Below are 19,535 nucleotides of genomic sequence, written 5' to 3'. Positions count from 1 at the left end.
AGCGGCTCCGAAGGCATGAAAGAGAGGGTGACGACGGGGCTGACCCGGCGACCCCGAATAAAGGGTGGCAGAGTTTAGCGGAGATCCGCCCAAAATGCAGGCATAAAAGACCCTGCCAACACAAATAGCGACCCCGGCCACCAGCGGCCCGGTCCGGGCAGCCTGGCCAGTCCGCCCCAATAAAAAAACCGCCGGACGGGGCCGGCGGTATGACATTCATGGCAGCAGGATCAATGGCTGTAGGCTTTCTCGCCGTGGCTGGTCACGTCCAGCCCTTCGCGCTCGGCATCTTCCTTCACCCGCAGACCGATCAGCAGGTCCACCAGCTTGTAGGCCACGGCCGAGACCAGGGCGGTCCAGACCACGGTCACCCCCACGCCGATGACCTGTACCTTGACCTGGGCCAGGATGGAGTACCCCTCGGCCACCTGGTTGGTCACATAGTCCCACACCCCGGTGCCGCCCAGATCCGGGCTGGCGAACACCCCGGTCAGCACGGCCCCCAGGATCCCGCACACCCCGTGCAGGCCGAACACGTCCAGGCTGTCATCGGCCCCCAGCAGACGCTTGAGACCGTGCACGCCCCACAGACCGGCCACACCGCTGAGCAGGCCGATGATGAGGGCGCCCCCCACACCGACGAAACCGGCGGCAGGGGTGATGGCGACCAGACCCGCCACCGCACCGGAGACAGCGCCAAGCAGGGAGGGACGGCCCTTCATCGCCCACTCGGCGAAGGTCCAGGAGAGGGCGGCAGCGGCCGGCGCGATCCAGGTGTTGGCGAAGGCCAGGGCCGCCGTGCCGTTGGCTTCGAGGGAGGAGCCGGCGTTGAAGCCGAACCAGCCGAACCACAGCAGGGCGGCACCGATCATGGTCATGGTCAGGCTGTGGGGGGTCATGGGGTCACGGCCATAGCCAACCCGTTTGCCCACCATGAAGGCCCCAACCAGACCGGCCACCGCGGCGTTGATGTGCACCACGGTGCCGCCAGCGAAGTCCAGAGCGCCGTGCTGGAACAGATAGCCTGCGGTGGCACCGGCCGCTTCGGCGGCGGCCGCATCCGTGTAGGCATCCGGACCCGCCCAGTACCACACCATGTGCGCCATCGGGATATAGGCGAAGGTGAACCAGATCACCGCGAACAGCAGCACCGCCGAGAACTTCATCCGCTCGGCAAAGCCGCCGACGATGAGCCCGCAGGTGATGGCGGCAAAGGCGCCCTGGAACACCACGTAGATGAACTCGCTGATCCCGACCCCCTTGCTGAAGGTGGCGGCGATGGAATCCGGCGTCACCCCCATCAACAGCACCTTGTCGAAGGAGCCGTAGAAGGCGCCGCCCTCGGTGAAGGCCAGGGAGTAGCCGTAGACCACCCAGAGGACGGTGATGAGGCAGAACAGGGTGAACACCTGCATCAGCACGCTCAGCATGTTCTTGGCGCGCACCAGGCCGCCGTAGAAGAGGGCGAGGCCCGGCACGGACATCAGGATCACCAGGGCCGCCGCCACCATCAGCCAGGTATTGTCCCCCTTGTTGATGGTCACGGTCGCGGCCGCCTGTACCACATCGGCCTGCGCGGCCACCTCTTCGGCCCAGCCCGGGGCGGCCATGGTGGCGGCCAGCGCCAGCAGGCCAGTCATTACGAGTCTCTTGAACATACAGCCCTCTCCTTGTCGTCCCGGCATCCGGGTCCATTTCCTGATATGCATTTCCAACCTGGCCACCTGCCCACCGCACCTGTGTGGCTCACGGAGACATCATGGCGACATGACATGGGGAAAGCATAAAGCAGGCCAAGAAAAATAATCCTTTTATTTCATGGCGTTATGTTTTTATCACATTCAACACGCACCATCTTGGCGCACGATGCCCGGTTACAGGGGGAAAATCGCACTTTGGCTGTGCATTGCCGGGAAAATGCACCAGGATGACCCAACCACCTCACAATGACGGGGCGAACCCCTGGTGATGTCACCCTGGCAGGCTCACCTATCCCGCTAAGGTATTTATGAAATAAATGAAATGGGCCATACCATGGTGAAATCAAATGAGGCTGACGGCCAATATCCCCCCACCCGAGGGGCACAAGCACTTTAAGAGTGCAAACGCGCGCCATTCGTCTGGCCTGCCCCGAAATGCCCGGTCATACTGGCAAGCCATCTTCCCCTGTTCCCAGCGCCGCGAGGAGCCCATGCCCAATCTCAACGTGACCGAAATCAAGGCCTTCGTGCCTGCCCGGGATTTCACGCTGTCAAAGCAGTTCTATCAGGATCTCGGCTTTACCCTGGCCTCCGATGGCGACGGCGTGGCCTATTTTCATCTCGGCAACGCAAGCTTCCTGCTGCAGGATGGCAACCCCCCGGGGCTGGCCGAGCAGCTCATGATGCACCTCCTGGTAGAGGACGTGGCCGCCTGGCGGGCCCAAGTGGAGGCGAGCCAGATCGCCGCCCGCTACGGCGTCCGGGTCACGGAGCTCGTCACCCAGCCGTGGCGCATGAAGGAGTTCTGTCTGTACGACCCCTCAGGCGTGCTGTGGCGCATCGCGCAGAACATCGACTGAGGGGATGGCAGTCCGAGAGGCTGATGGCCCGAGAGCCTGTGGGTCTGAAGGTCTGAAGGTCTGAGGGTCTGAGGGTCTGAGGGTCTGAGGGTCTGAGGGTCTGAGGGTCTGAGGGTCTGAGGGTCTGAGGGTCTGAGGGTCTGAGGGTCTGAGGGTCTGAGGGTCTGAGGGTCTGAGGGTCTGAGGGTCTGAGGGTCTGAGGGTCTGAGGGTCTGAGGGTCTGAGGGTACACCTCTTCGCACCGCCCGGAAAAACAAAAGGCCATCCGCGAGGATGGCCTTTTGTCATGGAATCTGATGGTGCCCGGGGTCGGACTCGAACCGACACGTATTGCTACGGCGGATTTTGAATCCGCTGCGTCTACCGATTTCGCCACCCGGGCAGCTGCGAGGGATTATACGAATGGCGCTTGGCCATGCAAGGTGTTTTTCTTGCCCCCACCGTTGTTTGCTCATTTATTCAACGCCTTGCCGATGCCAGGCCAGTTACATAGAATGCCCGCATCATATTAATGGAATAATCATCATGGCCAAGCGCAAGACCCCCTCCCCTCTCCAGCCTGCTCCCCGGCATCCGTCCGCCGGTCTGCTGCGCCGTCTCGGCGCCCTGCTCTATGACTATCTGGTGGTGATTGCCCTGCTGATCATCGCTGGCTTCATCGGCATGGGGGTGGCCCATCTGCTGCTGGCCACCGGCATGGCGCACGTTCCCGAGGGCAAGGATGCCGCCTGGCTGCTCACCAGCCCCCTCTATAGCGCCTGGCTGGCCTTCGTCATCTGCGGTTTCTACACCTGGTTCTGGGTCCGCGCCGGCCAGACCATCGGCATGCGGGCCTGGCGCCTGCGCATCCAGAACCTGGACGGCAGCAACATTCGCGTCACCCAGGCCCTGATCCGGCTCGCCACCTCGGCCTTTGGCCTGGGCAACCTGCTGTGTGTGTTCAATCGCGCCCGCCCCCGCGCCTTCCAGGACATCTGGGCCGAGTGCGAGGTGGTGGTGCTTGGCAAGACGGAAAACCTGGAGCAGCTCAATCGCTGATCCCAAGGCGGCAACGAAAAAGGGCACCCAGAGGTGCCCTTTTTGCTGACCAGAACTGACGGCTTGCAGCCCAGAACCTTGACGGAAGCGGTGCATCGAAAGCAATGTCCGCCTTTTGTCAGCAGCCCGCCGTCCTTCAGGCCGCTACTGCTTGCGGCTCAGGATATAGAAGGAGATGCCGCCAAACAGCAGGCTGGGTGCGATAGCCGCGAGGATGGGCGGGACCGCATAGACCAGGCTGACCGGGCCGAACACCCTGTCGCTCACATAGACCGCGAAGCCGGTCATGATCCCCATCAGCATCCGCGCCCCCATGCTCACCGAGCGCAGCGGACCGAAGATGAAGGAGGAGGCGAGCAGTATCATGGCCACCACTGAGAGCGGTGAGAGCAGCTTACGCCACATCTCCAGCTTGTAGCGTCCGGCATCCTGCTTGTTAGCATCCAGATAACCGATGTAGTCCCGCAGCCCCGAGATGGGCAGGTTCTCGGGATCGATGCTGACCACCCCGAGCTGCTTGGGGGTCAGCTCGGATTGCCAGGCCATCTGGGCATGCTCTTCGTCCTGGATCCGGGTGGGATCGTCAAACCGGGTGATGTGCACCTGTTTCAGCAGCCAGTGGTGATCCTCGAACACCCCCTCCTTCGCCTGCACCACGTCGATCAGGTTGCGGGACGGAGTGAAGCGGTAGAGGGTGATGCCGGTCAGGGCGCCATCGTTGCGCACCCCGTTGATGTTGACGAAGTTGTTGCCATCCCGTGCCCAGACCCCGTAGGCCGAGACCGTGAGCCGCCCTTCCGACATGGCCCCCGCCTTGATGTCATCCGCCATCCGCTTGGCGGCCGGTGCGACGTACTCTCCCATCAGCCCCACCAGCAGCATCAGGGGAATGGCGGTCTTGAGCGCCGCCATGACGATGCTGATCTTGGAGCGTCCCGCCGCCTGCATCACCACCAGCTCGGAGCTGGTCGCGAGCTGGCCCAGACCGATGAGGCCACCGAGCAGGGCAGCCAGGGGGAAGAAGAGCACCGCCTCCTTGGGCATGGAGAGCAGCACGTAGTAGAGGGCGTTGAGCATGTCGTAGTTGCCTTCCCCGACCGCCTTCAACTGCTCCACGTACTTGATGAGCGCGGCGAGCCCGACCAGGGTCAGCTCGCACAGCAGGATCGACATGAAGATGACCCTGCCTATGTATCTATCGAGAATGCCGAACATCAGCAGAGACTCCCAGGTTGCAGCATCATGCTGACTTTCTCTTGAACAATTGCCCTTTGACCCCGTTCCACCAGCTGGTGCCCTGCAGGTTGAGAGGCAACCCTATCAGCAGCAGATAGACCAGGGGCACCAGGAACATCCCGGGCCAGTGGGGCAGACGCCCGCTGTCGATGGCCGACCGGGCGGCGCTGAGCAGCAGGAAATAGGAGAGATAGAGCAGGATGGCCGGCAGCAGCTTGGCGTAACGCCCCTGACGGGGATTGACCCGCGCCATCGGCACCACCAGGAAGGTGAGCACCAGGATGGAGAGGGGCAGCGACAGGCGCCACTGCAATTCGGCCATCAGCTGGTTGTCCTGGGTACCGAGCAATGCCAGGGTCGGCTTGGCCGCCGCCTTGCGGTTGGATCGCTCCATCTCCTGCTGGCGGATCACCAGGCTGTATTCACGAAACTCCGAGACCTGGAACTGCTTGCCGGTGAAATGCCCCTCGTAGCGCGAGCCATCCTTCAGGGTCAGCCACTGCAAGCCGTTGCTGTCGGCGGTCACCTGCCCCTCGTTGGCCACCACCACTGACGGGGGTGAGCCCCCCTCGGCCCGTTGCAGCACGAAGATTTTCTGCAACTCCGACCCCTTGTCGTTCAGATCCTGGATGTAGGCCACCAGGCGCCCCTTGTCGAGCTCCATGAAGCGGCCGGCCTGCAGGAAAGAGATACCGGGATCGGCCTTGAACTCGTCGATCACCTGGTACTCCCGCTCCTTGGCCTGGGGGGCGACCCAGCCGGTGTTGAACGCCGCGACGGCGGCGGTCAGCAAGGCCAGCACCAGGGCACTGCCCATGATGAAACGGTGACTGAAACCCACCGCGTGCATCACCGTCATCTCGCTTTCCGCGTACAAACGGCCGTGAGCAAACAGAATGGCTAAAAACAGACTGATAGGCAGCATCAACAACGCCATATTCGGCAGGTTGAGCAGCAGGAGGGTGGATACCAGGCGCGTCGGCACCTCACCATCGGCGGCATCGCCAATGATCTGGATAAATTGCTGGCTGACGAAGATAAGCAGCAGCACGAACAGCACCGCCAGCTGGGTTTTCAGGGTCTCCCTGAACAAATATCGGAAAACGATCACAGTCATTCCCAAGTAAACTTGTGTTTTTAGTCGAATGCCTGAAAAATAGGGCCCTATATTGGATTTTTACCAGTTTGAACTGCGGAGCCTGTGACTGTTCGCTCCGCCTCTGATACCCCAACAAGCACCGCATTATTCAATAAATGGTGCCTTTTGTCTTTAGGATGTAGGAGATTCCATGGAGTTCAGTGTAAAGAGTGGCAGTCCTGAGAAGCAACGCAGTGCCTGCGTCGTGGTCGGCGTTTTTGAGCCCCGCCGCCTCTCTCCGGTTGCCGAACAGCTGGACAAGATCAGCGACGGCTACCTCAGCTCGCTGCTGCGCCGTGGCGACCTGGAAGGGAAACCGGGCCAGATGCTGCTGCTGCATCAAGTACCGGGCGTGCTCAGCGAGCGCGTACTGCTGGTCGGGTGCGGCAAGGAGCGCGAACTCGACGAGCGCCAGTACAAGCAGATCATCAACAAGACCATCACCACCCTGAACGAAACCGGCTCCATGGAAGCGGTCTGCTTCCTGACCGAGCTGCACGTCAAGGGTCGGGATACCTACTGGAAGGTGCGTCAGGCGGTGGAAACCACCAAGGCGGGCCTCTACAGCTTCGATCAGTTCAAGACCAACAAGGCCGAACCGCGCCGTCCGCTGCGCAAGCTGGTCTTCAACGTGCCGACGCGTCGGGAACTGACCATAGGCGAGCGCGCCATCAATCACGGCCTGGCCGTGGCGAAAGGGGTGCGCATCTGCCGCGACGTGGCGAACATGCCGCCCAACGTCTGCAACCCCGCCTACCTCGCCTCCCAGGCCCGCCGTCTGGCGGATGCCTATGACAACATCACCACCAGGGTGGTGGGGGAGCAGGAGATGGCCGAGCTCGGCATGAACTCCTACCTGGCAGTGGCCCGCGGCTCCGAGAACGAAGCCATGATGGCCATCATCGAGTACAAGGGCAACGCCGACGCCAAGCCCATCGTGCTGGTGGGCAAGGGGCTGACCTTCGACTCCGGCGGCATCTCCATCAAGCCGGCAGACGGCATGGACGAGATGAAGTACGACATGGGTGGCGCCGCCTCCGTGCTCGGCACCATGCACGCCCTGGCCCAGTTGCAGTTGCCCATCAACGTCATCGGCGTGCTGGCGGGCTGCGAGAACATGCCGGGGGGCAACGCCTACCGCCCCGGTGACATCCTCACTACCATGTCCGGCCAGACCGTCGAGGTGCTCAACACCGACGCCGAAGGCCGCCTGGTGTTGTGCGATGCCCTGACCTATGTGGACCGCTACGATCCCGAGACCGTGATCGATGTGGCGACCCTGACCGGTGCCTGCATCATCGCCCTGGGCCACCATACCTCTGGCCTCTTGGCGAACCACAACCCCCTGGCCCACGAGTTGCTCAACGCCTCCGAACAGGCCGGCGATCGCGCTTGGCGCCTGCCCCTGTTCGACGAGTATCAGGAGCAGCTGGAAAGCCCGTTCGCCGACATGGCCAACATCGGTGGCCGTCCGGCCGGTACCATCACCGCCGCCGCCTTCCTGTCGCGCTTCACCAAGAAGTACAACTGGGCCCACCTGGATATCGCAGGGACCGCCTGGAAGAGCGGCAAGGAGAAGGGCTCCACCGGCCGTCCTGTGCCCCTGCTGACCCAGTTCCTGCTCAACCGGGCCGGCGTGGCGGACGTCGAAGACAAGGAGTGATCCCCTTCCCCATCGACTCGAAGAGCGATGCGAGAAGGCGTTACCCTGTATCACAAGGAAGAGGCCTGCCTCTTCCTTGTTTCATTGAGAGAATCCGGGAAGTCCGTGCCAGACGCGGCTCCCGAAGACGGCCAATCGCTGTCCGTCACAGCCAAACGGGACCGACCTGATGAGCCAAGTGACCTTTTACCTGATGAGCCAGCCCGATGATGCGGATGCCTCCGCCGTCGAGCGCCTCGCCTGCCAGCTTGCGGCCGATGGCTGGAGCGCAGGCCATCTCTATCTGCTGTGCGAGGACGAGGCCCAGTCCCTTCGTCTGGACGAGCTGTTGTGGCAGTTGCCGCCCGATCGCTTCGTACCGCACCAGTTGCAGGGGGAGAGCGGTCAGGCTCCGGTGGAGATAGGCCATCAGCCGCCACGGCGGCGCTATGCCTGCCTCATCAACCTGGCCCGGCAGACACCTTTGTTTGCAGGACACTTCGCTCAAGTGGTAGATTTTGTCCCCACTGACGAAACGCAAAAGCAGCAAGCCCGCGAGCGCTACAAGCACTATCGCCAGGCGGGCCATACCCTCGAGATGAGGGATCAGCCCGTCCTTGCCGCACCGGATCCGGCGCAGCCCTGACTGTGCCACCCTCGATCCACGACGAATCAACACCAGACTCCATCCATCCAGAATACGGCGAGACCATGGAAAAGACTTTTAATCACAACGCCATCGAACAGGCGCTCTATCAGCACTGGGAAGCCCAGGGTTACTTCAAGCCCCACGGCGACACCAGCAAAGACTCCTTCTGCATCATGATCCCGCCGCCGAACGTCACCGGCAGCCTGCACATGGGTCACGCCTTCCAGCAGACCCTGATGGACACCCTGATCCGCTACAACCGCATGCAGGGCAAGAACACCCTGTGGCAGGCGGGTACCGACCACGCCGGTATCGCCACCCAGATGGTGGTTGAGCGCAAGATCGCCGCCGAAGAGGGCAAGACCCGCCACGATTACGGCCGGGAAGCCTTCATCGACAAGATCTGGCAGTGGAAGGAAGAGTCCGGCGGCACCATCACCCGTCAGATGCGCCGTCTGGGTGACTCCGTGGACTGGGAGCGCGAGCGCTTCACCATGGATGAGGGCCTCTCCGCCGCCGTCCAGGAAGTGTTCGTGCGCCTGTACGAAGACGGCCTGATGTACCGCGGCAAGCGTCTGGTGAACTGGGATCCCAAGCTCAACACCGCCATCTCCGACCTGGAAGTGGAAAACCGCGAGATCAAGGGCCACATGTGGCACCTTCGCTACCCGCTGGCCAACGGCGCCAAGACCGCCGAAGGCAAGGATTATCTGATCGTCGCCACCACCCGTCCGGAAACCATGCTGGGCGATACCGCCGTGGCCGTGAACCCGGAAGACCCCCGCTACAAGGCGCTGATCGGCCAGCACATCCTGCTGCCGCTGGTGAACCGTCTCATCCCCATCGTTGCCGACGAACATGCCGACATGGAGAAGGGCACCGGCTGCGTGAAGATCACCCCGGCCCACGACTTCAACGACAACGAAGTGGGCAAGCGCCACAACCTGCCGATGATCAACATCTTCACCCTGGACGCCCACGTGCGTGCCGAGGCAGAAGTGGTCGATACCAATGGCAACCCGAGCACCGCCTATGACGCCGCCCTGCCGACCGAGTTCGCCGGGATGGAGCGCTTCGCCGCCCGCAAGGCCATCGTCGCCAAGCTGGACGAGCTGGGCCTCCTGGCCGAGATCAAGGATCATGTGCTGCAACAGCCGTACGGCGATCGCGGCGGCGTGCCCATCGAGCCGATGCTGACCGACCAGTGGTACGTGCGCGTGGCCCCCATGGCCAAGACCGCCATTGAGGCGGTGGAAGATGGCCGCATCCAGTTCGTGCCAAAGCAGTACGAAAACATGTACTTCTCCTGGATGCGCGACATTCAGGACTGGTGCGTCTCCCGTCAGCTGTGGTGGGGTCACCGCATCCCGGCCTGGTATGACGATGCCGGCAACGTCTACGTGGGCCGCAACGAAGAGGAAGTGCGCGCCAAGCACAGCATCCCGTCCGTGACCGTGCTGCGTCAGGACGAAGACGTGCTCGACACCTGGTTCAGCTCCGCCCTGTGGACCTTCTCCACTCTGGGCTGGCCGAACAACACCGAGGCACTCAAGACCTTCCACCCGACCGACGTGTTGATGAGCGGCTTCGACATCATCTTCTTCTGGATTGCCCGGATGATCATGATGACCATGCACTTCATCAAGGACGAGAACGGCCAGCCGCAAGTCCCGTTCAAGACCGTCTACATCACCGGCCTCATCCGTGACGAAGAAGGCCAGAAGATGTCCAAGTCCAAGGGCAACGTGCTGGACCCCCTCGACATGATCGACGGCATCTCCCTGGAAGACCTGCTGGAGAAGCGCACCGGCAACATGATGCAGCCGCAGATGGCCGAGAAGATCGCCAAGCGCACCGCCAAGCAGTTCCCGGAAGGGATCAATGCCCACGGCACCGACGCCCTGCGCTTCACCCTGGCGGCGCTGGCCTCCACCGGTCGTGACATCAACTGGGACATGAAGCGCCTGGATGGCTACAACAACTTCTGCAACAAGCTGTGGAACGCCTCCCGCTATGTGCTGATGAACACCGAAGATCAGGATTGTGGCTTCTCTTCGCAAGGGAATGGTGGCGAGATGCAGTTCAGCCTGGCGGATCGCTGGATCCAGTCCCAGCTGCAAGTGGCCATCCGTGACTTCCGCACCGCCCTCGATACCTATCGCTTCGATATCGCCGCGGGCGTGCTGTACGAATTTATCTGGAACCAGTTCTGTGACTGGTATCTGGAGCTGACCAAGCCGGTGCTGACCAAGGGCTCCGAGGCCGAGCAGCGCGCTGCCCGCCACACCCTCGTGACCGTGCTGGAAACCCTGCTGCGTCTGGCGCACCCGATCATCCCGTTCATCACCGAGACCATCTGGAAATCGGTGGCCCCGCTGGCTGGCATACACGCCGACACCATCATGATTCAGGCCTTCCCGGAATTCGACGCCGCCAAGGTGGACGACGCCGCGATGGCGGATCAGGAGTGGGTGAAGGAGTTCATCGTCAGCATTCGCAACATCCGCGCCGAGATGAACGTGGCACCGAGCGTGCCCCTCAACGTGCTGCTCCAGTGCGATGCCAAGGATGCCCGGCGCGCCGCTGACAACGAGGCCTTCCTCAAGTCGCTGGCCCGTCTGGAGTCCATCCGCGTGCTTGGCGAAGGTGAAACCGCCCCCCTGTCGGTGAAGAAGCTGATCGGTGCCACCGAGCTGATGATCCCGATGGCCGGTCTCATCGACAAGGAAGCCGAGCTGGCCCGTCTGGCCAAAGAGGTGGCCCGTCTGGTGGGCGAGTGCGGCCGCATCGAAGGCAAGCTCGGCAACGAAGCCTTCGTCGCCAAGGCGCCGGAAGCGGTCATCACCAAGGAGCGCGAGAAGCTGGAAGATTACCGTCTCCAGCTGACCAAGCTGGAAGCCCAACAGGCCGAGATCGCCGCGCTCTAAGCCACAGCGCAACATGACAAGCCCCCGTTTATCGGGGGCTTTTTCATGTCAGGGGTTCAGTTCTCCCTCTCCTGCCCCGCGGTTTTATCCCTCCCGCCGGGGCGATATTCAAAAATTCACGAGCCAAATCACCTCCTTTCACAAGCGCAGAGCCCGCAAATTCATTACACTGCCAGCGGTCTTTTCTATCGGGAGTGCTGCTGCAGTATGGAAATATTGATCCTGTTTGGATTGATTTTGCTCAATGGCGTCTTCGCCATGTCGGAAATCGCCATCGTGACGGCACGCAAGGCACGCCTCGCCAAAATGGCGAGCGAAGGGAGCCGCTCCGCCGCCATCGCCCTCAAGCTCGGGGAAGATCCGACCCATTTCCTCTCCGCCGTGCAGATCGGCATCACCAGCATCGGTCTGCTCAACGGTATCTATGGCGAGTCCCTGCTGGCCCAGCCCTTCGCTCTCTGGCTGCAGGAGTGGGGGCTCTCCCCCAAGAGCAGCAGCCTGCTCGCCACCGTCATCGTGGTCGTGCTGGTCACCTATCTCTCCATCGTGGTAGGGGAGCTCGTGCCCAAACGCCTCGGACAGCTCAGCGCCGAGCGCATCGCCTGTCTGGTAGCCCGCCCCATGCTCTGGCTGGCGACCCTGACCCGTCCCTTCGTCTGGTTGCTCTCCGCCTCCACCAACGCCAGCCTGCGGCTGCTGCGGGTCGATCAGCGCAGCAGCAACAACGTCACTCAGGAGGAGATCCACGCCATGCTGGTGGAGGGCTCCGAAGCGGGGGTGATCGAGGACCATGAGCACACTATGTTGCGCAACGTGTTCCGCCTCGACGAACGCAGCCTGGCCTCCCTGATGGTGCCGCGCAGCGACATCCGCTATCTGGACCTGTCACTGCCGCTGGAAGTGAACCTCCAACGTCTGGTGGAGTATCGCCACAGCTTCTTCCCTGTCTGTGACGGCAGCTTGTCGGATCTCGTCGGCATCCTCAACGTCAGCAAGGTGCTGCACGCCTACATCAAGGGAGAGCCCATCGATCTGGCGGCGCTGACCCAGGACGGCAGCCTGCTGCCGGAGACCCTCAACGGCCTGGAGCTGCTCAACCACTTCCGTACCCACTCCGAGCACATGGTGCTGGTGGTGGACGAATATGGCGAGCTGCAGGGGCTGGTCACCCAGCAGGATCTGCTGGAAACCCTGGCCGGCGACTTCCAGCAGGAAGATGGGGAGGACAACTGGGCCTTCCAGCGCGCCGACGGCAGCTGGCTGCTCGACGGCCTCATTCCGCTGCCAGAATTGAAGGACTGTCTGGAGCTGGTTCGTCTGCCGGAAGAAGAAAAACATCACTATCACACCCTTGGAGGGCTTATCATGCTGCTCCTTGGCCGCCTTCCCCAGACCGGAGACCTGGTCACCCTGGAACAGTGGCAACTGGAAATCGTGGATATGGACGGCCTGCGCATCGACAAGGTACTTGCCATGCCCTTGACCGACCAACCCAGCTAACCTGCGGAGTTTGCATGTATGGAGCAGTTTTACCACCTGGCTCACGCCTTTATGCATCAGGATCTGGCGACACTCTCTGATCCCAAGATGGTCTTCATGGTCTATGTCGTCCTGCTGACCTTCCTGGTGCTCGAGAATGGCTTTATCCCCACCGCCTTCCTGCCAGGGGATACCCTGCTGATCCTGACCGGCGTGCTGATCTATCAGGGGGTGTTGCCGATGGCGGTGGTCCCGCTGCTGATCATGGCGACCTTCGTCGGTACCTGGCTTGGCTACATGCAGGGGCGTTTCCTCGGCCACACCCGGATGTATCACAGGCTGATGTCCCATCTCGATGACAAGCACAAGGAAAAGGTGCACTACCTGCTCAACAAGTACGGCATCATCACCCTGATCACCGCCCGCTACATCGCCTTCGTGCGTACCGCCTACCCCTATATCGTCGGCGCCAACGAGATCCCCCAGGGGCGCTTCCTGGTGGTCAACCTGATCAGCTCCATCATGTGGATCTGCCCCCTGGTCGGGCTGGGTTACTACCTGAGCCACACCAAGCTGGCCGCGCAGTATGAGTCCCAGTTTCTCAGCGTCATTCTCTACCTGCCGGTCGTGCTGCTGGTGGGCGGCCTCATCGCTCTGGTCTGGCGCTGGTGGAGCAGACGCAAGCCCGGCGTCTCCAGAGAGTGAGACAAACCACAGGGTCGCCCACAGGCGGCCCTTTTTTATGGAAAATAGTGGCGAATTCCCCCAGCTCGCTCTTGTAAAGCAGGGGCAAAAATGAGTGAATCTAGCGCCTTTTTTCGCTGTGGATGGAGTTGGTTGTATGGGGTGTTGGATTCGCGCAATCGCGCTGGTAGGTGGATTGATGGGACTGCTGGGTTCGCAGACAGCCCTGGCGACCCCCAACCCGGCCAAGCTGCAGCTCAAATCGGGCAGTGCCCTGGTGATGGACGTCAACACCGGCAAGACCCTGTATCAGAAAAACCCCACCCGGGTGCGCCCCATCGCCTCCCTCACCAAGCTGATGACGGCGCTGGTGGTGCTGGATGCCCGCCAGAACCTCAATCAGACCCTGACCATCGATCAGAACGACAGGGACAACATCAAGCACACCTATTCACGGGTGCGCATGGGCACCCAGGTCAGCCGCCGCGACGCCCTGCATCTGGCGCTGATGTCCTCCGAGAACCGCATGGCCTCGGCGCTTGCCCGCCACTACCCGGGGGGTCGCCAAGCCTTCATCCGCGCCATGAACAACAAGGCCAGACAGCTCGGCATGCGCAACACCCGCTACTATGACTCCACCGGTCTCTCCACCCGCAACGTCTCCACCGCCCAGGATCTGGCCAAGCTCCTCTCTGCGGCCTATCGACAGCCGCTGATCCGTGAATTCACCCAGGACACCAGCAGGGAGATGCGTTTTCACAAGCCGGCCTACAGCCTGATGTTCAACAATACCAACCCCCTGGTGAAGAACCCGGACTGGGATGTACGCCTCTCCAAGACAGGCTATACCGACGAGGCGGGCCGCTGCCTGCTGATGCGTGCCAAACCGGATCGTCAGGAGCTCGCCATCGTACTGCTCAACTCGGTGGGCAAACGCACCCCTGTCGGGGATGCCAACCGCATCCGCAAGTGGCTGAAAAGCTGATTCTCTCCACGAAGACATGAAAGGATGCCGCGGCATCCTTTTTTATTGCCAGCCAAACGCCTCAGCAGGCCGCCAGAGGGCGCCAGCCCCGCACAGCATAGATGCGCATGGTTCGTGCCCCCAGGTAGCCACAGGCACGGCCACGGGATGCGTCAGCAGCCTGCCAGGCAAGACACGTGGAGAGTGGTGACCCGAGGGCACGTGCAGCAAGGGGGAACCGTCCCCCGTGGGAGCGTCAGGGAGAAGGACACGAGAGAGGCAACCCCATGATGGGGAGGAGGATATCACCCATAAAAAAACAGCCCCGACTGACGTCGAGGCTGTCTGTATGGTGCGCCCGAGAGGATTCGAACCTCTGACCACCTGGTTCGTAGCCAGGTACTCTATCCAGCTGAGCTACGGGCGGCTCATAAATCATTGTTATGGTGCGCCCGAGAGGATTCGAACCTCTGACCACCTGGTTCGTAGCCAGGTACTCTATCCAGCTGAGCTACGGGCGCCCTGTTTTCAAACGATAAAAAAAGCTTACTCAACAGTAAGCCTTCTTTAGTGTCGACTTTCTGATGGTCAACACATGACTTCAAGAGTCAAATATGGTGCGCCCGAGAGGATTCGAACCTCTGACCACCTGGTTCGTAGCCAGGTACTCTATCCAGCTGAGCTACGGGCGCAAAATGGCGGAGAAGGGGGGATTCGAACCCCCGATGCGGGTATAAGCCGCATACTCCCTTAGCAGGGGAGCGCCTTCAGCCTCTCGGCCACCTCTCCGTTTGCGGGGCTGATAATACTTCACAGGGATTTTTAGTCAAACACTTTTTTGGAGAAAACAGAGCGTTCGCTCAGCATTTGGCCAAAGAGTGGAATATTCAAGCAATATCGACACTTACCCAGTAGTTACGCGCTCTGCAGGCCGATTTGCAGGCCCCAAAAAAACAAAAGGCGACATCCGGGATGTCGCCTTCAGGCAGCCATGAAATGGCTTAGAAATTCGGTTGGCCCGGGACTTTCTCGGCCTGTATCCGCATGTAGATCTCTTCGCGGTGTACGGAAACCTCTTTCGGTGCATTCACACCGATACGAACCTGGTTCCCTTTTACGCCCAGTACGGTAACGGTTACTTCGTCACCAATCATCAGGGTTTCCCCTACACGACGAGTCAAAATAAGCATTCGCTTGCTCCTGTATCCTGTTTTGTATTTATATCGATATGCGCCATTATCTTACAAAGATACCGATATGGTAAATGGTTGAAACTAAATCAATCAGGGATTGTTTCCCAAGGGCTGCTCATGAGGCTCTTGATCCAACCCGAACGCCGAGTGCAACGAACGCACGGCCAGCTCCAGGTACTTCTCGTCAATCACCACGGATATCTTGATTTCAGAGGTGGAGATCAGCTGCATGTTGATCCCTTCCTCACCCAATACCTTGAACATGGTGCGCGCTACACCAGGATGATTCCACATGCCGACCCCGACGATGGAGACCTTGGCGATCTCTCCGTTGCCCTGCACGCAGGCGGCCCCCAGCTCGCTGGCGGTCTCCTCCAGCAAGGCGCGGGCCCGGCGATAATCATCGCGATTCACCGTGAAGGTGAAGTCGGCAGTACCATCCCCCATGGTGTTCTGCACTATCATGTCGACATCTATGTTGGCGTCGCTGATCGGATTCAGGATCTGCGCGGCCACGGTCGGCCTGTCCGGCACACCCAGAATGGTCAGGCTGGCCTCGTTGCGATTGAACGCAATGCCGGATACCAGGGGTGCTTCCATCCTCTCACCTCCATATGTGATTAAGGTTCCCTCTCCGTCGACGAAACTCGACAGCACCCTTAGCGGCACGCGGTACTTGCCCGCGAACTCGACCGAACGGATCTGCAACACCTTGGCACCGAGACTCGCCATCTCGAGCATCTCCTCGAAGGTGATGGTATCGAGGCGGCGCGCCTTGGGCTCGATGCGCGGATCCGTGGTATACACCCCGTCCACATCGGTAAAGATCTGGCACTCGTCGGCCTTGATGGCCGCAGCCACGGCCACCGCGGTGGTATCCGAACCCCCTCGGCCCAAGGTCGTGATGGCATTGTGCTCATCGCGCCCCTGGAAACCGGCAATCACTACCACCTTGCCGGCACCGAGTGCGGCTTCCACCTGATCGGTGTCGATACGGGTGATGCGCGCCTTGCCATAGGCGGAATCGGTGTGGATGCGGACCTGATCACCGGTCATCGAGACTGCGGGGCAACCGCGCTTGTTGAGCGCAATCGCCAGCAGTGCAATGGTGACCTGCTCACCGGTGGAGATCAGCACATCCATCTCGCGCCGGTTGGCATCCTGGTCCAGCTGCTGGGCCATGCCCAGCAACCGGTTGGTTTCGCCCGACATGGCGGAGACCACCACCACCACGTCATGTCCCTGGGCACGGGTCAGTTGAACCCGCTCAGCAACTGCCTCGATCCGCTCCAGCGTGCCGACCGAGGTGCCACCGTACTTCTGTACATAGAGTGCCACAGATCACCTCGCCCGCTTACAGGCGCTCTTCCAGCCAGGAGTGAACGGATTGCAGCGCCGCCGGCACCGCCTCAGGCTGGGTACCACCCGCCTGTGCCATGTCGGGACGACCACCGCCCTTGCCACCCACCTGCTGGGCCACCAGATTGACCAGTTCACCAGCTTTGACCTTGCCGGTCAGGTCATTGGTCACGCCCGCGATCAGGTTGACCTTGCCATCACTGCTGGTTGCCAGCAGCACGACACCGGATTTCATCTGGTTCTTCAGCTCGTCCAGCATGCCGCGCAGGGATTTGGGGTCGACCCCTTCCAGGGCGGCAACCAGCACCTTCTGGCCATTGATGTCGATGACCTGACTCAGCAGATCGTTACCCGCCTGCGCCGCCAGCTTGGCTTTGAGCTGTTCCAGCTCGCGCTCCATCATCTTGGCCTTGTCCAGTACCTGGCGCACCTTGTCGGCGATGGAAAACTGATCGCCCTTCACCAGCGCGGCGGCCTCTTCGATCTGTTCACCCAGCTGGTGCATCAGATCGATGGCGCTCTTGCCGGTGACCGCTTCGATACGACGCACGCCAGCCGCGATGCCGCTCTCGGCAATGATCTTGAAGAAGCCGATGTCACCGGTGCGCTTGGCGTGAGTACCGCCGCACAGCTCGGTGGAGTAGTCGCCCATGCGTACCACACGCACATCGTCTTCATATTTCTCGCCAAACAGCGCCATGGCACCGGCTGACTTGGCCTCTTCCAGCCCCATCAGCTGGGTGGCCACCTCGTGGTTGGCACGGATCTGGGCGTTGACGAGCTCCTCGATCCGGCGAATGGTCGCCATGGTCAGCCCTTCGAAGTGGGAGAAGTCGAAGCGCATGCGCTCGGCGCCCACCAGGGATCCTTTCTGGGTCACGTGCTCACCCAGCGCCTGGCGCAAGGCCGCGTGCAGCAGGTGAGTCACGGAGTGGTTAAGGGCGATGGCCTGACGACGGTCGCCATCGACCACGGCCTCGACCTCGGCTCCCTTCTCCAGGGTACCCAGTTCCAGATAGCCCTTGTGGATGATCGCCTTGCCCGCTTTCTGGGTGTCGGTGACGGCGAAGATGCCGTCATCCACCTTGAGGATGCCGCTGTCACCCACCTGACCGCCGGACTCCGCATAGAAGGGGGTCTCCGCCAGCACGATCACGGCCTCTTCACCGGCGATGAGGCCATTGACCTCGACACCATCCTTGTAGATACCGACCACCTGAGTGTTCTGGCTCAGCTGTTTGTAACCGGTAAAGGGGGTCTCGAAATCGAGCTTCAGCACGTCGTTGTAGTTCACGCCGAAACTGGAAGCCTCTTTCGCGCGGGCGCGCTGCTTCTCCATCTCGGCCTTGAAGCCCTCTTCGTCGATGCCGATCTCGCGCTCGCGCACCACATCGGCGGTCAGGTCGGCCGGGAAGCCGTAAGTGTCATAGAGCTTGAACACCACTTCACCCGGGATCACCTTGGCATCACCGAGGTTGGCCAGGGCGTCTTCCAGCAGCAGCAGACCTCTGTCCAGCGTGCGGACGAACTGCTCCTCCTCGATGCGCAACACTCGCTCGACCAGCGGCAGCTGGGCGATCAGTTCCGCCGCCACATCCTTCATCTGCACGGCCAGCTCGGCAGCCAGCTTGTAGAAGAAGACGTCGGTAGCACCCAGCTTGCGGCCGTGACGCACGGCGCGGCGGATGATGCGGCGCAGCACGTAGCCGCGACCTTCATTGGAGGGCATGACACCGTCAGCCACCAGGAAGGCGCAGGAACGGATGTGGTCCGCGATGACGCGCAGGGACTGGTTGCTCAGATCCGTGGTGCCGACAATCTCGGCCGCCTTCTTGATCAACGCCTGGAAGATGTCGATCTCATAGTTGGAGTGCACCCCCTGCATGATGGCGGAGATACGCTCCAGACCCATGCCGGTATCCACGGACGGACGGGGCAGCGGCTCCATGGTGCCGTCAGCCTGACGGTTGAACTGCATGAAGACCACGTTCCAGATCTCGATGAAGCGGTCGCCATCCTCTTCCGGTGAACCGGGAGGGCCACCCCAGATGTGATCGCCGTGGTCGTAGAAGATCTCGGTGCAGGGACCGCATGGGCCGGTATCGCCCATGGCCCAGAAGTTGTCGGATGCATAAGGAGCACCCTTGTTGTCACCGATGCGCACGATGCGATCGGCCGGCACGCCGACCTCTTTTTCCCAGATGTCGAAGGCTTCGTCATCAGTCGCGTAGACGGTCACCAGCAGGCGCTCTTTGGGCAGCTTGAGGGTACCGGTCAGGAATTCCCATGCAAACCGGATGGCGTCCTGTTTGAAGTAGTCACCGAAGCTGAAGTTGCCCAGCATCTCGAAGAAGGTATGGTGACGGGCGGTATAGCCGACGTTTTCCAGGTCATTGTGCTTGCCGCCAGCCCGCACGCAACGCTGGGCCGTGGTGGCACGGTGATAGGCACGCTTGTCGGCGCCAAGGAACACGTCCTTGAACTGGTTCATCCCTGCGTTGGTGAACAGCAGGGTCGGATCGTTGTGCGGTACCAGCGAGCTGGAAGAGACAACCTGGTGTCCCTGGGTGCGGAAATACTCGAGAAACGCAGCGCGAATCTCTGACGTGGACATGTACATGGAAAATCCTGCTTGATTCGAATACGGACTTTTAACCGCATTAATG

General features: G+C 61.3%; 14 protein-coding genes and 5 tRNA genes. 8 read left to right on the top strand and 11 right to left on the bottom strand.

The genetic code is table 11. The features are described from left to right. Positions 1 to 230 precede the first annotated feature (230 nt). Complete coding sequence (gene amt / locus PG896_RS09210; RefSeq protein ID WP_010673021.1) at positions 231 to 1,658, bottom strand: ammonium transporter; 1,428 nt, start codon at positions 1,656 to 1,658, stop codon at positions 231 to 233. Positions 1,659 to 2,191: 533 nt separating this feature from the next. Here amt and PG896_RS09205 point away from each other — a divergent pair. Continuing rightward, positions 2,192 to 2,560, top strand: coding sequence for a VOC family protein (locus tag PG896_RS09205; RefSeq protein WP_043154157.1), 369 nt, complete (start codon positions 2,192 to 2,194; stop codon positions 2,558 to 2,560). A 297-nt stretch (positions 2,561 to 2,857) separates the two neighbouring features. On the opposite strand, the gene PG896_RS09200 is transcribed toward PG896_RS09205, so the two are convergent. Beyond that, positions 2,858 to 2,942: transfer RNA gene (locus PG896_RS09200), tRNA-Leu, on the bottom strand. Positions 2,943 to 3,085: 143 nt separating this feature from the next. Between PG896_RS09200 and PG896_RS09195 the strand changes: the two genes are divergently transcribed. Next, a complete protein-coding gene (locus PG896_RS09195) occupies positions 3,086 to 3,598 on the top strand; it encodes an RDD family protein (RefSeq protein WP_010672963.1) in 513 nt (170 codons plus the stop codon). Positions 3,599 to 3,742: 144 nt separating this feature from the next. Here PG896_RS09195 and lptG read toward each other — a convergent pair whose 3' ends face one another. Both lptG and lptF read right to left on the bottom strand, forming a co-directional pair. Beyond that, positions 3,743 to 4,813, bottom strand: coding sequence for an LPS export ABC transporter permease LptG (lptG, locus tag PG896_RS09190; protein WP_010672962.1), 1,071 nt, complete (start codon positions 4,811 to 4,813; stop codon positions 3,743 to 3,745). A gap of 25 nt (positions 4,814 to 4,838) precedes the next feature. Beyond that, positions 4,839 to 5,951 carry an LPS export ABC transporter permease LptF gene (gene lptF / locus PG896_RS09185; protein WP_029313726.1) on the bottom strand — a complete coding sequence of 371 codons (1,113 nt, stop codon included), beginning with the start codon at positions 5,949 to 5,951 and terminating at the stop codon, positions 4,839 to 4,841. Positions 5,952 to 6,123: 172 nt separating this feature from the next. Between lptF and pepA the strand changes: the two genes are divergently transcribed. From pepA to pbpG, 6 genes are all read left to right on the top strand, one after another. Beyond that, positions 6,124 to 7,635, top strand: coding sequence for a leucyl aminopeptidase (gene pepA, locus PG896_RS09180; protein ID WP_010672960.1), 1,512 nt, complete (start codon positions 6,124 to 6,126; stop codon positions 7,633 to 7,635). Positions 7,636 to 7,804: 169 nt separating this feature from the next. Beyond that, positions 7,805 to 8,260 (top strand): DNA polymerase III subunit chi, encoded by a 456-nt coding sequence (locus PG896_RS09175; RefSeq protein WP_128296169.1) that lies wholly within the window; start codon positions 7,805 to 7,807, stop codon positions 8,258 to 8,260. A gap of 65 nt (positions 8,261 to 8,325) precedes the next feature. After that, entirely contained in the window at positions 8,326 to 11,190 is a 2,865-nt protein-coding gene (locus PG896_RS09170; RefSeq protein ID WP_270835627.1) for a valine--tRNA ligase, read from the top strand. A 207-nt stretch (positions 11,191 to 11,397) separates the two neighbouring features. Further along, the gene (locus tag PG896_RS09165; RefSeq protein ID WP_029313724.1) at positions 11,398 to 12,690 is read left to right on the top strand and encodes a hemolysin family protein; all 1,293 of its coding nucleotides are present in this window, start codon (positions 11,398 to 11,400) and stop codon (positions 12,688 to 12,690) included. A gap of 18 nt (positions 12,691 to 12,708) precedes the next feature. Further along, positions 12,709 to 13,374, top strand: a complete 666-nt coding sequence (locus PG896_RS09160) for a DedA family protein (RefSeq protein WP_010672956.1) — start codon at positions 12,709 to 12,711, stop codon at positions 13,372 to 13,374. Between the two features lie 178 nt (positions 13,375 to 13,552). After that, positions 13,553 to 14,338, top strand: a complete 786-nt coding sequence (gene pbpG / locus PG896_RS09155; protein ID WP_370736847.1) for a D-alanyl-D-alanine endopeptidase — start codon at positions 13,553 to 13,555, stop codon at positions 14,336 to 14,338. 329 nt (positions 14,339 to 14,667) lie between these two features. On the opposite strand, the gene PG896_RS09150 is transcribed toward pbpG, so the two are convergent. The 7 genes from PG896_RS09150 to alaS all read right to left on the bottom strand — a co-directional run bounded on the left by PG896_RS09150 (position 14,668) and on the right by alaS (position 19,489). Next, positions 14,668 to 14,745: transfer RNA gene (locus PG896_RS09150), tRNA-Arg, on the bottom strand. A 16-nt stretch (positions 14,746 to 14,761) separates the two neighbouring features. Continuing rightward, a tRNA-Arg gene (locus tag PG896_RS09145) sits at positions 14,762 to 14,838 on the bottom strand. Positions 14,839 to 14,932: 94 nt separating this feature from the next. Then, positions 14,933 to 15,009: transfer RNA gene (locus PG896_RS09140), tRNA-Arg, on the bottom strand. A gap of 4 nt (positions 15,010 to 15,013) precedes the next feature. Continuing rightward, positions 15,014 to 15,106: transfer RNA gene (locus tag PG896_RS09135), tRNA-Ser, on the bottom strand. Between the two features lie 212 nt (positions 15,107 to 15,318). After that, positions 15,319 to 15,507 (bottom strand): carbon storage regulator CsrA, encoded by a 189-nt coding sequence (csrA, locus tag PG896_RS09130; RefSeq protein WP_005315760.1) that lies wholly within the window; start codon positions 15,505 to 15,507, stop codon positions 15,319 to 15,321. Positions 15,508 to 15,600: 93 nt separating this feature from the next. Next, entirely contained in the window at positions 15,601 to 16,848 is a 1,248-nt protein-coding gene (locus tag PG896_RS09125) for an aspartate kinase (RefSeq protein WP_171864940.1), read from the bottom strand. Positions 16,849 to 16,864: 16 nt separating this feature from the next. Continuing rightward, positions 16,865 to 19,489 carry an alanine--tRNA ligase gene (alaS, locus tag PG896_RS09120; RefSeq protein WP_041212325.1) on the bottom strand — a complete coding sequence of 875 codons (2,625 nt, stop codon included), beginning with the start codon at positions 19,487 to 19,489 and terminating at the stop codon, positions 16,865 to 16,867. Positions 19,490 to 19,535: the final 46 nt, after the last annotated feature.

Origin of the sequence: Aeromonas sp. QDB30 (assembly GCF_027707645.1) — a bacterium.
In the GTDB taxonomy this organism is placed as follows: domain Bacteria; phylum Pseudomonadota; class Gammaproteobacteria; order Enterobacterales; family Aeromonadaceae; genus Aeromonas; species Aeromonas caviae.
The sequence above is the reverse complement of the archived record's forward strand: the minus strand, read 5'-3'. Positions and strand labels throughout refer to the sequence as shown.